This is a genomic window from Albidovulum inexpectatum, from assembly GCF_002927635.1.
In the GTDB taxonomy this organism is placed as follows: domain Bacteria; phylum Pseudomonadota; class Alphaproteobacteria; order Rhodobacterales; family Rhodobacteraceae; genus Albidovulum; species Albidovulum inexpectatum.
The window spans coordinates 45,042-60,926 of sequence record NZ_PRDS01000012.1 but is presented as its reverse complement, the minus strand read 5'-3'; the positions used below and the strand labels follow the sequence as shown (position 1 = coordinate 60,926).

Sequence of the window (15,885 nt, the reverse complement as noted above, 5' to 3'; positions counted from 1 at the left end):
GCCGTCGTCGCCGAACAGGTTGTCGGCCTGGGCGCCGCCCCACAGCGTGTCATTGCCCGCACCGCCCTCGAGCCGGTCAAACCCGGCCTCGCCATAGATGACGTCGTCGCCATCCTCGCCATACAGGCGGTCTTCCTGCGTTCCGCCCCGCATCAGGTCATTGCCCGTGCCACCCCACATCCAGTCGTTTTCCGAGCCACCGAACATGCGGTCGGCGCCGTCTTCGCCATAGATGTTGTCGACGCCGGCCTCGCCAAACAGCACGTCATTGTCCGTGCCGCCATACAGCAGGTCAGCCTGCGCGCCCCCCCAGATGCTGTCCGCCCCGGCGCCGCCATGTATCGTGTCAAAGCCGGCATCGCCGTAAAGCAGATCCGCCCCGTCGTCCCCATGCAACTGGTCCTGATTCAACCCGCCGCGGATCGTGTCAGCGCCAAGACCGCCCCAGATCAAGTCATCGCCGTCATCCCCAAGAATCGAGTCGGCGCCATATCCCCCATGGATCACGTCAGACCCGCCGAAGCCCACGATCGTGTCATTTCCTTTCCCACCATCCATGATGTCTTGCCAGTCCCCACCTTGCAAAGAATCATTCTCAGTTGATCCTTCGACCTGCTGAATGCTCAATTCAGTCAGATCCAGTGTTCGCATGGTCCCGTCCGATAGTGCGGTCGTCAGATCGGTCGCCAAAATAGTCACCCCGCCTGACGAATGCACCTCCAGAATTTCGTTGCGATAGTGCAATATGCAGCCCCAACTGGTAGACGTAATGCTCAGTTGAGACACATCGTAAAGGAATGAAAACGAGGTAAGGTCCAACCGATCCAGGCCAACCTGAAAATCCTCGATCACGTCGAGTTCGCCATCTGGCGACAGGACGAACAGGTCGGCGCCTGCCCCGCCCCGCATGACGTCAGAGCCAATGCCATCATACAGGATGTCATTGCCCGAACCGCCTGACAGAGTGTCATTACCCGAGCCACCGCAAACCAGATCGTCCTGCGCCCCGCCAATCAGGACGTCAGCCCCCGAAGTGCCCTGAATGGTCAGCCCAACCGAAGACAGATCGAATGCCAGCTGGGTCACGCCCGGCTCGTTTCCGCTTGCGACGTAGAGTTGAAGCTCGTCTCCCACGACTCCCATCGCCAAAGCCGAAACCTTTGACAGCGTCGTCGTGGCGCTGTCGCTTAGCGTCGCCACATGCACCAGGCGCCCGTCGGGAAGCAGGGTAAACAGGCTGACGCCATCGTCCGAACCCGCCGCAGCGACGAATACGCGACCATTGACCGCAAGCGCCTCGACGGCCGTCGCGCCGGCAAATCGGGTCGTCAGACTGTCCAGAACGTTGTCTACCGCAACAAGAGTTCCGTCAGACGCCACGCGCAACACGGTCAGCGTGGAGGACCCGGCAGAACCCGCAATGACATAGTCGATACCGCCCAGGCTGACCGCGGCCAATGCTTCGGGACCGCCGATCCCAAGCCCGCTGGCCGCCGACACCATCCCCGCCTGCGTCAGGCTGCCATCGGCGCCGAGCGTATAGGAAATGATCGCATCCGCTTCGGGCAGTGCGGCAATCACATGGGTTCCACCACTGCCCGAAACCGACACGAGATCCGCAACCTGCCCACAATCCACCGATGCCAGCGGGTCCACCCCGATGCCCTTGCCGGCAGTGATTTTCAAGGCCACCAGCCCGCCATCTTGCCGCTCGGCGCAGACGATGCTTTCCCCACCCACCGAGATGTGCTCCACCACGGCCAGATTGGCGCCGGCAGATTTCGGATCCGCCCAATACCCGCCGCCGCCCAGATCCCCTGACGCATCGACGCCAAGCGCGTATGGCGCAAGGGTCTTGAGCCCGGATGTCAGCAACACGCCGCCAGCCCCGGTCTGAATCATGGCAATTTGAGGCTCTGCCACGGTCGAAAGGCTAGCCGTAAGGCCCAGCTGATCCACCAACACGGGCGCCCGGTCATCCGCCATGGAAAAGACGCTGACCCCGGGTATTGCCCGTGAAATCGTTACCAGATGCGCTGAACCGCCGATCTGGACAACGTCCATGTCCGTGATGCCGTCGACATAGGCTGCCGTCCCCGCCGGGACGACAGAGACGCGCTCCAGCTGCATGAAAACCACCCCGATACTGCCGTCATATCCACGGTCAGGATCGGCGAGCGCGAATTAATGCGGTCTTTCCGCAGTCCGGACAATCAATTCAATTCTGAGCTTTTTCGATCTCGGCGGCGGGCTGGCTGGCAGAGCCCGCCGAACCGGTCCAACGATCGCGCGCCCAATGCAAGGCACGCGCGGCCATGTGTTCGGGCTGTCCTTCGGAAATCGCTTGGCGGATGTCACGCAGGGCAGCCGCGGTTTCCAGCTCGGAAAGGCAGGCCTCGCGGACAACCATGATCTTGGGATGAACCGTGGGTTCGATCTTGTCCGAGATTGTCAGTTCCTCATGCAGTTTCTCGCCGGGACGCAACCCCGTGACGACGATCTCGATATCGCCGTCCGGGTTGTCTTCATCACGCACCTTCAGGCCCGCACCTTCGATAAGACGGCGCGCAAGGTCGATGATCGGGATGGGCTGCCCCATGTCCAGAACGAAGACTTCGCCCCCCTTGGCGATACTGCCCGCGACCAGAACCAGCTGGACCGCCTCGCGCACCGTCATGAAATAGCGCGTGACGCGCGGATCGGTGATCGTCACCGGCCCGCCCAGAGCGATCTGCTCCTGGAACAGCGGCAGGACCGATCCCGATGAGCCCAGCACGTTGCCGAAACGCACGATCGAAAACCGCGTGGTCGTTGACCTTGTCGCCAGGTCCTGGACGACAAGTTCCGCCAACCTCTTCGATGCCCCCATCACGCCGGTGGGCCGAACCGCCTTGTCCGATGAAATCAGGACAAAACGTTCGACGCCCGCTTCGCGCGCGCAATTGGCAAAGACCGCCGTGCCCAGCGTGTTGTTGATCAGCCCCGCGCGCGGATTGGCCTCGACGATCGGAACGTGCTTGTAGGCCGCCGCATGAAGGACCACACCGATCCGGTGCCTTGCCAGCACATCGCGCACAAGCTCCTCGTCTCCGATAGAGCCAAGCACGGGCACGATCTGGGTGCGACCGTGATCGTTCAGCATCTGCAGCTCGCGCTCGGCACGGTACAGCGCAGGCTCGCTTATCTCCAGAAGGACCAGACGCGCAGGACGCTGCGCCAGAACCTGCCGGCAAAGTTCCAGTCCGATCGTACCGCCCGCACCGGACACAAGAACGTTTCCGCCGCGATACGCGTTGCCGTCGATCCCGGCCCTCGCCATCAGTTCACGCCGCAACAGGAATTGCGGGCGCGTGGGCATCAGCCGATCCACCAGCGATTCATCCCCGATCAACTGCGCGAAGGATGGCAGGCTGAGAACCTCCATCCCAAGCCGTTGAACCCGGTGCGCAATCAGGGTTTGCCTGTGCTCACCGACCGATGGCATGGCGAGGATCACCCGTGTCGCCTTGAACTCGCGGGCGGCCTGTTCCAGACGAATCCCCGGATAGACGGGCAGACCGGCGACGATCTGACCGCTCAGCGTGGCATTGTCATCAAGAAAGGCGACGGGCATCAGATGCGGCTGCTCTCGCAGGGCCGAGGCAAGGGCCATGCCCGTGCGCCCCGCACCATAGATCAGCACGCGCGTCACGGCCGCGCTGCGGCGATAGATCGAGATCAGCAGCTTCAACAGGCCAAGTCGGGCCAGGCAGGAAAGCGCAAAGAATGTCAGCCCGAAGACGACATGCAGCCCGGGCTCCACGGAAACCGAGCCAAACGCGGTCAGCACCGGACTTGTCGCCGCAAGCAATCCGGCATGAACGGCGATGCGGCCGACGGCGGCGCCGCCAAAGTCTTTCAGGCGCAGGCGCGCGACGCCCAGAACACCCGACCATGAGACCGCGGCAAGACCGTACATGCCCAGCAGCCCGATATAGCGGAAAGCCGACTCTGCCGAAGGCATCGAGCTGCTGTGGACAGCCACCGCGGCGCCAAGGGCAAGCACCGCCAGCACAGCATCGAGTGCATAGAAGACAAGCCGCTTGTGCGCTGGCGTCAGCGACAAGATTGCCTTGATCGGGGTCATGCGTCGCATGCCTGCCTCACTCGCTGCCCCCCGACGATCGCGGTTGCCCTGTCTGGTTCGTCTTGCAACCGGTCCGTCCAGCCTGCCCAAATCCGTCCGATCAAATTGAACTTTCGTCAACTTTCGGATGTCTTTCCTATACCCGTCTCGCCACGATGCGGCAAGCGGTGCGCCCGATTATGACCAGATCAAGGCAGATATTCGCGTGTCCGGCATAAATCAGGTCCAGCCTGGCCTTCCGCGGAATGCAAAGCCTGCGATAGACGGCATCCGTTTCCTCGGCCGTCCTGCAGCGTGACAACAGCCATTCCTCGTGCCTGTGAAAGACCAGCGATGCAAGCCCGGTGACGCCGGGGCGGCACTGAAGGACGCGGGCATAGAGCTCTGGGAAAGCCTCGACATATTGCCGCAAAGGCGGGCGTGGTCCGACAAAGCTCATATGGCCCGCGAAAATGTTGTACAGCTGTGGCAATTCGTCCAGCCGCGTACGGCGCAGGAAACGCCCGACCGGCGTGATCCTGTCGGCCTTGTCACCACCCGATACACCTGCATCGGCCGGCGCGGGGCGCATCGTGCGGAATTTCCACAGGGTGAATGGACGCCCCGGCGCCTGCATGCGTTCGGCCCCGTACAGGATCGGTCGTCCCTGAGTGACAAGCAGCACCATCGCAACCAGCGCCGACAGGAACGCGATCGGCGCCAGAAGCAAGGTCGCCAGGGTCAAGTCGAACACACGCTTCTTCCAGTTCATCCCGTCACCTTCCGGCATGCGTTGCACGTGGCACGATTCGCCTGAGATCGGCAACAATTCCGATGGCGCTGGCGGGCGTGATCGCTCCGATGGTCGATTGCAACAGTTCGGTGTTCAAACGAACGCACTCGATCGCTTCTGGCCGCGCGCGACGCGGCCGCCACACCCGCCCGTCGGCTTCCAGCAAGTCCTCCATCCGAACGGCGCCCGGTTGGGCCACGTTCAGGACGGGCGGCAGATCACCTGGCGCCCGAACAAGGCGCAGCAGAATCTCGGCCAGGACACGTGGTCCGCAATAGCTGCGCAACGGCCCCTTGCCGCCATCGAACATGTCAAGCGATACCGGCGCGTCATCGACCTGCCCCAAAAGCGCATCCGCTCCCGCGACATTTCCGATACGCAGGCAATGCGCGGCCTGCCCGATCTGCGCGGCTCTCGCCAGGACCGCCTGCTCCATCTCCAGCTTGGCTTGACCATAGGCCGAAACCGGGCAGACTGTATCGCTTTCTCGCGCATCCTCGGCATCTCGCCCATAGACCGCCGCGCTTGAGGCCAGGAAAACCCGACGCGCCCCGCCGGCCCGTGCGGCCTCGACCGCCGCCATGCCAAGCGCCCTGTTCAGGGAAAGGCCATCGCCCGAGACGACACCAGCCAGCATCAGCACCGCATCGCAGCCCTCGGCCGCGCGTGCAAAGGCCGCAGGCTCCCTCAGCGGGTCAAACACAAGGTCCGCTTCGGGCATGGCGCGCCGCGCCTGCCAGGCCAGACCGGTGACGCCGCCTGCAGCCCAGGCGCGGCGCAACAAGGCCCCCAGTCGCCCCGTACCGCCGACGATCAGCACGCGTGCCCCCTGTGTTCCCGGGTCTTCCGTCATCTGCCCCATTCCCATGCCGCGCGGCCCCAAGTCACTGGCCCCAAGTCACTGGCGAGGATCGCGCGAAATGCCGCTCCTGCCCAGCCGAGTGTTGCCTGAAACGCAGCAAACGGCCATGATCGCGCGAACCGCAATCGGAGGCTCCATGCGCAAGTTCCTGGTCGTTCTGGATGACAGCCGCGAATGCCTGAATGCGATGCGTTTCGCCGCGCTGCGTGCGTCTCACACCGGCGGGGGCGTCACGATCCTGTCGGTCATACCGCCCGAAGAATTCCAGCACTGGATCGGCGTCGCCGACATCATGCGCGCCGAAGCGCGCGAAAGGATCGAGGCTCATTTCGAAGTCTTCGCCAAGTGGATGCGCGACAAGCACGGGCTGAACCCGGAACTGGTGATCCGCGAAGGCGAACCCGTCCAGGAGATCCTGGCCCAGATCCGGGAAGACCCCGAGATCGGCGTTCTGGTTCTTGGGGCGGGAACGGACAAGTCCGGCCCGGGTCCTCTGGTGACGCAGATGTCCCGCAATTCGGGGAATCTGCCCGTGCCAATCACCATCGTTCCGGGCGCGATGTCGAAGGAACGACTGGAAGCCATCGCCTGACGACCCCAGGACCACAGCAGGGGCCGAAAGGTCCGGGCGACTGGGCCCGGACCCGTGCATGACACATTTGCGCGTCAGCCCAGCACCGCGTCGCAGCGCGCACAGGTCGCCGGGTGACGATGGCTGCCCACATCGGGCAGATATTTCCAGCACCGCGCGCATTTTTCGCCCTCGGCCCGTTCGAAGACCACACCCACGCCGGGGATCTCGGGCAGGCGGAAGGCTTCCTGCGGGGCCGGATCGCTGGTCAGCTGGATGTCCGAGGTGATGCACACATCCGCAAAAGGCACGTCGCGCAGGGCGGCCAGAACGTCTGCATCCTCGACATGAACCACCGGCGCGGCCTCCAGCGAGGCGCCGATGACCTTGGATGTCCGCTGGACTTCCAGCGCGGCGGTCACCACGCGGCGCACGCGGCGCACGATGTCCCACTTGCGCGCCAGCGGTTCATCCAGCCAGTCGGCCGGCGTCTGGGGCATGTCCTGCAGATGGACCGAGCTGTCTTCACCCGGGAAGCGGGCCAGCCAGACATCCTCCATCGTGAAGGCAAGGATCGGCGCCAGCCAGGTCACCAGGCGGTGGAACAGCAGGTCCATCACCGTGCGGGCAGAACGGCGCGTCAGGCTGTCTGGCGCATCGCAATAGATCGAATCCTTGCGGATATCGAAATAGAAGGCCGACAGATCCACCGTGCAGAAGTTGAAAAGCTTCTGGAACACGCCCTGGAAATCATAGGTGTCAAAGCCCTTGCGCACCGCGTGGTCCAGCTCGGCCAGGCGATGCAGGACCCAGCGTTCCAGTTCGGGCATCTGGTCCGGCGCAACGCGCTCGGCCTCGTCGAACTCGGCCAACGCCCCCAGAAGGAAACGCATCGTGTTGCGAAGGCGGCGATAGGAATCCGCCGTGCCCTTCAGGATTTCCTTCCCGATACGCAGGTCCACGGTGTAATCGGACTGGGCCACCCACAACCGCAGGATGTCAGCGCCGTATTGCTCGATCACTTCCTGCGGGGCGACGGTGTTGCCCAACGACTTGGACATCTTCATGCCCTTTTCGTCGAGCGTGAAGCCATGCGTCAGCACACCGCGATAGGGCGCACGGCCGATCGTGCCGCAGGCCTGCAACAGCGAGGAATGGAACCAGCCGCGATGCTGGTCGGTCCCTTCCAGGTACAGGTCGGCGATGCCGTCTGGTGTCCCGTCGGGCCTGTCACGCAGGACGAAGGCATGGGTCGAACCGGAATCGAACCACACGTCCAGCACGTCGAAGACCTGGTCATAATCGTCCGGGTTCACGATCCCACCCAGAACGCGCTCCTTGAAGCCGGGTTCGTACCAGACATCCGCGCCCTTCTCCTCGAAGGCGGCCTTGATGCGAGCATTGACCTCGGCATTGCGCAAAAGGAAATCCGGGTCGTCCGGGCGTGCGCCCCGCTTGACGAAGCAGGTCAGTGGCACACCCCAGGCACGCTGGCGCGACAGAACCCAGTCGGGACGCGCTGCCACCATGGAATGCAGGCGGTTGCGCCCGGCGGGCGGAGTAAAGGTGACCAGCTCCTCGATCGAATGCAGGGCGCGTTCGCGGATCGTGCAGCCGTATTCATCGCGCCCGTCCTGCAAGGGTCTGTCGATCGCGACGAACCATTGCGGCGTATTGCGATAGATCAGCGGCGCCTTCGAGCGCCAGGAATGCGGATAGGAATGCTTGACCTTGCCCTTGGCGAACAGCTTGCCCGCCCAGGCCAGCTGCTTGATGACGCTGACATTGGCGGGGCCTTCCTTGCCGTCGGGCTGGATGATGAACTGGCCGCCGAACAGCGGCAGATCGGCGCGATAGCTGCCGTCCGGCTCGACGTTGTAGGTCATCGGCAGGCCGAATTTCAGGCCCAGCTGATAGTCGTCATCGCCATGGCTGGGCGCGGTATGCACAAAGCCCGTGCCGGCATCGTCGGTCACATGATCGCCCGGCAGCATCGGTACGTCATAATCCCATTCGCCATTCGCGCCCTCGACCCCGCGCAGCGGATGGGCCATCACCAGTCCCTGCAGCTCGTCCGCCTTGACGTCGCGCAGGCGCGTCCAGGCTTCGACCTTTCCGGCGGCACGCACGCTGTCGGCAAGGGCATCGGCCAGCACGATCTGCTCACCGGGCTGGGCGGATGCCCCGTCGGCAACCGCGTCAACCCGGTACAGCCCATAGGCGATATCGGGGTTGAAGGCGACGGCACGGTTCTGCGGTATCGTCCACGGGGTCGTCGTCCAGATCAGGACGTTCACGCCCTGCAGGTCGCCTGGCGTCTGAACCGCGAAGCGGACCCAGATCGTGTGGCTGGTATGGTCGTGATACTCGACTTCGGCCTCGGCCAGCGCGGTCTTTTCGACCGGGCTCCACAGGACGGGTTTCGACCCCTGATAAAGCGAGCCGTTCATCAGGAACTTCATGAATTCCTCGGCGATGACGGCCTCGGCGTGGAAGTCCATCGTCAGATAGGGATCGTCCCACTTGCCGGTCACGCCCAGGCGCTTGAACTCCTCGCGCTGGATGTCGATCCAGCCCTCGGCGAATTTCCGGCATTCCTGACGGAAGGCGATGACGTCCACCTCGTCCTTGTTCTGGCCGCGCGCGCGATACTGTTCCTCGATCTTCCACTCGATCGGCAGGCCGTGGCAGTCCCAGCCTGGAACATAGCGCGCATCGCGACCCATCATCTGCTGACTGCGCACGACCATGTCCTTCAGGATCTTGTTCAACGCGTGGCCGATATGCAGATGCCCGTTGGCATAGGGCGGGCCGTCATGCAGCACGAAGGGCGGGCGCGGGTTGCCCTGCTCCTGTGCCTGACGGGCCTTGTCACGCAGCCGGTCATAGATGCCCAGCCGCTCCCACCGGGCCAGCCATTCGGGCTCGCGCTGCGGCAGGCCGGCGCGCATAGGAAAGTCGGTCTTGGGCAGAAAGACGGTGTCGCGATAGTCGGGTGCGGACTTGTCGGTCATCGGATCGATCCTGTCGGCGCGATCTGGCGCGGGTTTGAGGGAATCGTCAGGAAAATGCGGCGCGTAGGCTCATGCGCCTGTGACCCGGCGTCCGAAGTTCAGGACGCCGGGCAGGTAATTCGAATGATGATCGCGGATATGCGCCTCATGTCCCGGCTTATAAGCAGGGCCAATCGCATCGTAAAGCCCCGCCGGGCGGGCTAGTCGCGCATGGTATCGCCGCCCGACCCGAACAGCCCCGTCAGGGCGCGGCGCACGATGTCGGAGACGCGCGGCCGGGGGCGCGCGGCAAAGGGCAGCGGGCGGCAGACATCGATCGCGGCCAGCCCGACGCGCGCGGTCAGCGCGCCGTTGATGATCCCTTCGCCAAAGCGGCGCGACAATTTCGAAACAAGCCCGCCCCCGGCAACCGACTGGACCAGATCGTCGCCCACTGCAACCGCTCCGGTCGCAACAAGATGCGTCATCACGGCGCGCAGCAGGCGCCAGCTGCCGATCACCCCCGCGCGGCCACCATAGATTTCGGCGATGCGACGCACCATGCGCAGATTCGCGACCAGCGCCGCCACGACATCGGCCAGGGCAAGCGGCACGATCGCGGTCACGGTCGCAACCTGGCGGGCGGCACGCTCGACCTCGGCCACCGCCGCCCTGTCCAGCGGAGCCACCAGCTCGGCCTCGGCCAGCGCAAGCAGTGCATCGGCATCGAAGACGTCACCGCGCCGCTCGGCCAGCCGGGTGCGGCCCCAGGACGTATCCTCGCGCGCGGAATAAAGCGCGACCAGCCGATCGACGACCCGACCCGCGGCGCGCAGATCGCCCGAGGCGACGGCCTCGAGCGCAGCCGCATGCACGCGGTCCAGCCGGGCAAGCCGCGCATAGGCGCGAAGCTCACGCAGGACGATCAGCAAGGCGGCCAGCGCCGTCAGCCCGGCAAGGCCCGCGGCCACCCAGCCAAGCAGCGGATAGGACGCGATCAGCCCCTGGATGAACCGCCACGCGGCGACCGAGATCATCAGCCCGATCAGGCCCGACAGCGCCGCGAAGAACAGCGCCCCCAATCGCGATCGCGACCCGCCCTGCCGCGTCGCCAGGATCTGCATGGCCGTTGGCCTGCCGCCCGCCCCCGGAGCATCGGGCACGGGTGGCGCGATGTCGGGGCGCGCCGAGGGCTTGTCGCCGATCTCTATCACCACGGGGCCACGACGGCGGCCGGACGTCCTGTCATTCCCGGTCATCTGGTCCTCCGCCTAAAGCCTGTCGCCGATCAGGAATTCCGCCGCCCGATCCAGCCGCACATGCGGCAGCCCGCCAACGGCCCCGGCGCCCGGCGGGATGGGAAGAAAGCGCATCATGCCATAGTCGCCATCCAGCCAGCGTGTCTGCCCCCCCTTGGCCGCCGACAGGATCGCGGCGGGGTTGTCGGGCAGATCGCCCGGATGGAATGCCGCCTCGCGGCCATCCTCGGTCCGGCCGCGCACCAGGGCCAGTTCCTGCCCGTCATGGCGCAGCACCTCCTCGACCGTGGCACGCACCGAGGCAATGGCCATCGCCGCGGTTTGTGCCCCGGCAAAATCGGCACGATCCTTCGCCTCGCGCATCAGGGCGGCCATGATCCGCGTCAGCGCGGCGTGCTGGCTGTGATGCAGATGATCGGCCTTCGTCGCCGCAAACAGGATGCGGTCGATCCGGCGCACGCCCAGCAGGCCCGTCAGCCAGCCGACGCGGCCGGGACGAAACGCCGCCATGATATCGGCCATCGTCCGGCGCAGATCCTCGACCGCCCTGGGGCCGGCATGGATCGCGCCAAGCACATCGACCAGCACGATCTGACGGTCAATGCGCGCAAAATGGTCGCGAAAGAAGGGACGGACGACCTTGGACTGATAGGCCGCGAAACGCCGCGCAAATTCGCGCGCCAGCGAACCGCGCGCCCCTGCCACCCCGCCGGGCAGCGGTGCAAAGGTCAAAACCGGCGACCCGGCCAGCTCTCCGGGCAACAGGAAGCGCCCCGGAGTCAGATCCGAATAGCCAGCCTTGCGCGCCTGCTGCAGGTAGTCGGTGAATTTCTCGGCCAACGAGATCGCCAGCGGCTCATCCAGCGGTGCGGCGGGATCCAATCCCTCGATCGCCGCAAGATAGTCCCTGGCTTGCTCACGCTCGCCCATCCGCTTCAGAACCTCTGCCGACCATTCGTCATAGTCCCGGCCCATCAGGCCCAGATCCAGCAGCCATTCGCCGGGATAGTCGACGATATCCAGATGCACGCTGCGCGGGCCGCGCAGGCCCGCGATCAGGCCTGAACCGCGCAGGCGCAGGGACAGGCGCAACTCGCTGACGGCGCGGGTGCTTTCGGGCCAGCGCGGATCGGGGCCGGTCAGGGCGGCAAGATGCGTTTCGAAATCGAAGCGCGGCACCGTGTCATCGGGTTGCGGCTGTAGATAGGCGGCCAGAATGCGCCCTTCGGCTTCGGCCCGCAGGCCCGACATGCGCGCGCGGTCCAGCAGGTTCGCGACAAGCGAGGTGATGAACACCGTCTTGCCCGCCCCCGAAAGCCCCGTGACACCCAGCCGGATGACCGGATCGGAAAAGGCGCCGGAAACGCCCGCCCCCAGATCCTCGATCCCGCGCCAGACATTGTCGGCGATCTCTGTTATGCCCAAGACTGCCCCCTGTATTCGCGGCTCAAGATAGGTGCGGGCGGGGCACATGTGTAGGGGCGAATGTCACACGGCCCGATTGCCAATCGCCGATCCCGCCGATAGGGAAAGGCCATGCCGCGTTATGCCCTGAAGATCGAATATCACGGCGCGCCCTTTTCCGGCTGGCAGCGTCAGGCAAACCGCCCCTCGGTGCAGGAGGCGGTCGAGAATGCCATCCGCCGCCTGGAACCCGACGCGCCCGGCATCATGGCCGCGGGCCGGACCGATGCCGGCGTGCATGCGACGGGTCAGGTCGCGCATTGCGACCTGGCTCGGGACTGGGACCCGTTTCGCCTGTCCGAGGCGCTGAACTACCATCTGAAACCCGCGCCGGTCGCCATTCTGCAGGCGGCGCGCGTTGACGACGATTTCCACGCGCGCTTTTCGGCGATCGAGCGGCGCTATCTCTTTCGCCTGATCGCGCGACGCGCGCCCCTGACCCATGACCGGGGGCTGGCCTGGCGCATCCTGTCGCCGCTGGACGTGGACGCCATGCGCCTGGGCGCGTCGCATCTGGTGGGTCATCACGATTTCACCACCTTCCGTTCGACGATCTGTCAGGCGAAAAGCCCCGTGAAGACGCTGGACGAAATCACGATCACCGAGCACGAGATCCCGCAAGGCAGGGAGTATCGCTTCTTCCTGCGCGCGCGAAGTTTCCTGCACAACCAGGTGCGTTCGATCGTGGGTACGCTGGAACGCGTGGGGGCCGGCGCATGGACACCCGAAGATGTCGCGCGCGCACTGGCGGCGCGTGAGCGCGCCGCATGTGGCCCGGTCGCCCCGCCCGACGGGCTGTACCTGACGGGCGTGCGCTATCCGACCGACCCCTTCGCCTGAGCCATCATGCGTTCAGATCGCGCAGCAGGCTGGAATGCTTGCGGATTTCGGTCAGCACATCGCCAAAGGTGACGATCCCGCGCCCTTTCAGGATGGGCAGCAGCTTCAGGAAGACCTCGGCCGTGGCGATCGTGTCGCCCAGCGCGGTATGGCGCGCCTCCTGCGGTATCGTCACGCCCAGCCTGTGGGCCAGCGCATCCAGAGAATGTGACTCGGTGCGTCCATAGACCACCGCCGACAACAGCACCGTATCCAGGATCGGGTTGTCAAAGCGCCGGCCGATCTGTTCCTCGCGGCGCCGCAGGAAGGCCATGTCGAAGGGGGCGTTGTGCGCGATCAGCACCGCCCCTTCGGCAAAGCTGTGAAAGCGTGCGATGGCCTGAGTCGGATCGGGCGCATCTGCGACCATCTGATCGCTGATCCCGTGGACCGCGGTTGCGCGCGGCGGGATCGGACGGCCGGGATTGACCAACAGGTCCAGCACCTCTCCCGGCACGCGACGGCCATTGACGAGGCGCAGGGCCGCGATCTGGACGATCTCGTCCCCCTCGTCGGGCAACAGGCCCGTGGTCTCGGTATCGAAGACGACATAGGTCAGACGATCCAGCGGCGTGTTCTCGAGTGCCGCGGTTGCGGGCGCGAACAGAAGATCGAAGTCATAGACGACGTGACGCGCAAGGGGCGCAGGCGGCGGCCCCGCGCGGCGGGCATCGCGGATCGGCAGGCGGATCGCGCAGGTATCGTCGCCCAGATGCTCGGGCCAGCATTCGGTCGCGTGAACCACCAGAACCGAACGCCCGGTCAGATCGCCTGCAGCCGGATCGACGGGCTGGGACAGCCACTCCTCCAACTGCGCGACGGTCACCGACCGCCCCCGCCAGACGAGCGACAGCATTGCCCCCGCGCCGTCCTGTTCGATGGTGAATCGCAAGGCCGAGGCCAACGACTCGCGGTCAAGGCAACGCGCCAGATGGGACAGCAAAGCCGCGATTTCGAAACCGTCACAGCGCAGGATCAGGTCGTCGGTCCGTGTCGTGATGCTCAGCCCGACGGCCTCGACCCTGGCGCGGATACCATCGGCCAGATCGGCCGCGCGACTGTGCGGCAGTACGGTCCAGGCGCCGCGCAGCGCCTCGTAACGGCTCGCCAGCTCGTTGACCGTGTGCGCAAGCGCTTGGGCCTCGCCAACCAGCGCGGGCGTCAGGACCGCATCCTGGCCCTCTTCGGCCAGCACCCCGATCATTGTCTGTAGGTTGGCGGCGGGCCTGCGGATGCGATCGAAGATTTCCTCCAGCAGCAGGTCGCGCCCGGCCTGGGCGGCAAGATCGGCGGTCACGTCGCGCAAGGTCAGGACATATCCGTCCGATCCGTTCGCCGACAACAGCCGCATCCGGCCCGAAAGAATGCGCGCGCCATCGGTCGTGGCCACCATCAGGTCGGCAACGCTGTCGGGGTCCCCCCCGGAAAGCAGTCTTTCATGGGCATGCATGATCGGCGCGCGCCGCAGGCAGTCGAACAGCTCCCGCCCCAGAGCAGGCCCCGGATCGGCGCCCAGCATGTCGCGTGCGGGTGCGTTGTAAAAGACCAGCCGATGCGTTTCGGAACACAGAAGAACCGCGGCCGGAACGTCTGCCAGCAGCGCTTCCAGCCGGGCCTTCTCCTCGCGCAGGCGTTCGGTGTGGCGTGCGATGGCCTCGGCCAGTTCGCGCCGCGTGCGCGCCAGCTCCGACACGATCGCGCCCACCGCCGGCGCAAGATCGCCCAGATGGGGCCAGACCGCGGGATCGAAGTCAGGTTCCTGACCTTGGGCATGCGCCTGGGCGCGCAGATCCGCCGCAAGCCGGGCAAGCGGTCGGGCAATCCGGTCGTCCAGCCAGAACCACACCGCCAGAAGACACGCCAGCACGCCAAAGCCGGCAATGACCGCCCCACCGGTGATCGCGGCGACCGGACCGGAATCCGGCCAGCGGGCATGGATCCACATTGCCGCCACCGCCAGCGCAGCGATCGCCCCCGCAAGCGCCGCGGCAATCAGCACCAACAGGCGCAGGCGAAGGCTGCTGCGCTCAGACATTGCCCCCTGCCCCATCGGCGGGCGCCAGCAGCCTGCGGACCTCTTCGCGCAGCTCCTTCAGCTCGAAGGGCTTGGCGATGAACCCATCGGCCCCAAGCGCCAGCCCCTTGCGCCGTTCCATCGCGGAGCCGCGCGCCGTCATCATCAGGACCTTGGTATCCTTCAGCGACGGATCCATGCGGATGTTCTGGCAAATCTCGTAACCCGACACTTCGGGCAACATGACGTCCAGCAGCACCAGGTCCGGGCGCGTTTCGCGGATCTTCGGCATGGCATCGGCGCCGTTGGCCACGCGGTCGTGTTCATAGCCTTCGCGCGTCAGGACATAATCCAATGCCATGGCGATATTGTCTTCATCCTCGACGACCAGGATGCGGCGCCGAGAGGCTGGCTCATCCATCCGATCCTCCATTGCAGGCAGCCTGCAGGCCGGGGTCCTGCGGGTCCAGAACATGCCACGCGGCCGGGTCGATCGTGCCCGGATCGGTGCCTGCCGCCACGCCATCGATGCGCCGACCTTTCGCGCAGTCATAAAGGGTTGTCACCGCATAGACGGGATTCCAGCGCTCGATCAGGCTGATCCGGGCATAGCGGTAGTCCGGTCCGGGGTTCGGCGGCAGATCGGCGTCAGGCCCGTATTCCACGATCGTCATGCGGGTGGTGACCGGCACCACCAGGGTCCACGGGCGCCAGAAATCTCGCCTTTCATTGCGAAAGGTCACGGCGGCGCTGTCGGGATAGGCCCCGCGAACGCGGTCGGCCCAGCTGTATTCGTTCCACAGGGTGAATGCGATCATGGCCAGACCGGCGATTGCGGGCACGATCCCCTTGGGCAGGCGACGCCCCGTCAGCCGATCAACGATCAGCACCAGACCCGCGGCGCCGATCCCGGCGGTGATCGTACTCACGAAATCAAACAGCATC

General features: G+C 65.4%; 12 protein-coding genes. 2 read left to right on the top strand and 10 right to left on the bottom strand.

Annotated features, from left to right (window positions below):
• The 4 genes from LV82_RS14005 to LV82_RS13990 all read right to left on the bottom strand — a co-directional run.
• On the bottom strand, positions 1 to 2,130 hold a 2,130-nt coding region (locus LV82_RS14005; RefSeq protein WP_104072721.1), incomplete at its 3' end, for a calcium-binding protein.
• Positions 2,131 to 2,218: 88 nt separating this feature from the next.
• Positions 2,219 to 4,135 carry a polysaccharide biosynthesis protein gene (locus tag LV82_RS14000; RefSeq protein ID WP_245873175.1) on the bottom strand — a complete coding sequence of 639 codons (1,917 nt, stop codon included), beginning with the start codon at positions 4,133 to 4,135 and terminating at the stop codon, positions 2,219 to 2,221.
• 127 nt (positions 4,136 to 4,262) lie between these two features.
• Positions 4,263 to 4,877, bottom strand: a complete 615-nt coding sequence (locus LV82_RS13995) for a sugar transferase (protein WP_104072733.1) — start codon at positions 4,875 to 4,877, stop codon at positions 4,263 to 4,265.
• A gap of 4 nt (positions 4,878 to 4,881) precedes the next feature.
• Positions 4,882 to 5,751, bottom strand: a complete 870-nt coding sequence (locus LV82_RS13990; RefSeq protein WP_170063457.1) for an NAD-dependent epimerase/dehydratase family protein — start codon at positions 5,749 to 5,751, stop codon at positions 4,882 to 4,884.
• Positions 5,752 to 5,896: 145 nt separating this feature from the next.
• On the opposite strand from LV82_RS13990, the gene LV82_RS13985 reads away from it, so the two are divergent.
• Complete coding sequence (locus LV82_RS13985) at positions 5,897 to 6,352, top strand: universal stress protein (protein ID WP_104072716.1); 456 nt, start codon at positions 5,897 to 5,899, stop codon at positions 6,350 to 6,352.
• Between the two features lie 74 nt (positions 6,353 to 6,426).
• On the opposite strand, the gene ileS is transcribed toward LV82_RS13985, so the two are convergent.
• The 3 genes from ileS to LV82_RS13970 form a co-directional block, all read right to left on the bottom strand.
• A complete protein-coding gene (gene ileS / locus LV82_RS13980; protein ID WP_104072714.1) occupies positions 6,427 to 9,345 on the bottom strand; it encodes an isoleucine--tRNA ligase in 2,919 nt (972 codons plus the stop codon).
• A gap of 200 nt (positions 9,346 to 9,545) precedes the next feature.
• On the bottom strand, positions 9,546 to 10,583 hold the full coding sequence (locus LV82_RS13975; RefSeq protein ID WP_104072712.1) for a YcjF family protein: 1,038 nt from the start codon (positions 10,581 to 10,583) through the stop codon (positions 9,546 to 9,548).
• A gap of 12 nt (positions 10,584 to 10,595) precedes the next feature.
• Positions 10,596 to 12,008: a YcjX family GTP-binding protein gene (locus LV82_RS13970; protein WP_245873174.1), complete on the bottom strand. Its 1,413-nt coding sequence runs from the start codon at positions 12,006 to 12,008 to the stop codon at positions 10,596 to 10,598.
• A gap of 111 nt (positions 12,009 to 12,119) precedes the next feature.
• Here LV82_RS13970 and truA point away from each other — a divergent pair, with 111 nt between their 5' ends.
• On the top strand, positions 12,120 to 12,887 hold the full coding sequence (gene truA, locus LV82_RS13965) for a tRNA pseudouridine(38-40) synthase TruA (RefSeq protein ID WP_104072708.1): 768 nt from the start codon (positions 12,120 to 12,122) through the stop codon (positions 12,885 to 12,887).
• A gap of 4 nt (positions 12,888 to 12,891) precedes the next feature.
• Here truA and LV82_RS13960 read toward each other — a convergent pair whose 3' ends face one another.
• The 3 genes from LV82_RS13960 to LV82_RS13950 are packed head-to-tail and all read right to left on the bottom strand — an operon-like array spanning position 12,892 to position 15,884.
• Positions 12,892 to 14,961, bottom strand: a complete 2,070-nt coding sequence (locus LV82_RS13960; protein ID WP_104072706.1) for a 3'-5' exonuclease — start codon at positions 14,959 to 14,961, stop codon at positions 12,892 to 12,894.
• Positions 14,954 to 15,361: a response regulator transcription factor gene (locus tag LV82_RS13955; RefSeq protein ID WP_104072704.1), complete on the bottom strand. Its 408-nt coding sequence runs from the start codon at positions 15,359 to 15,361 to the stop codon at positions 14,954 to 14,956. Before LV82_RS13955 ends, LV82_RS13960 begins: the two co-directional genes overlap by 8 nt.
• Positions 15,354 to 15,884, bottom strand: coding sequence for a hypothetical protein (locus LV82_RS13950; protein WP_104072702.1), 531 nt, complete (start codon positions 15,882 to 15,884; stop codon positions 15,354 to 15,356). The genes LV82_RS13955 and LV82_RS13950 overlap by 8 nt, the downstream gene beginning before the upstream one ends.
• Position 15,885 lies beyond the last annotated feature (1 nt).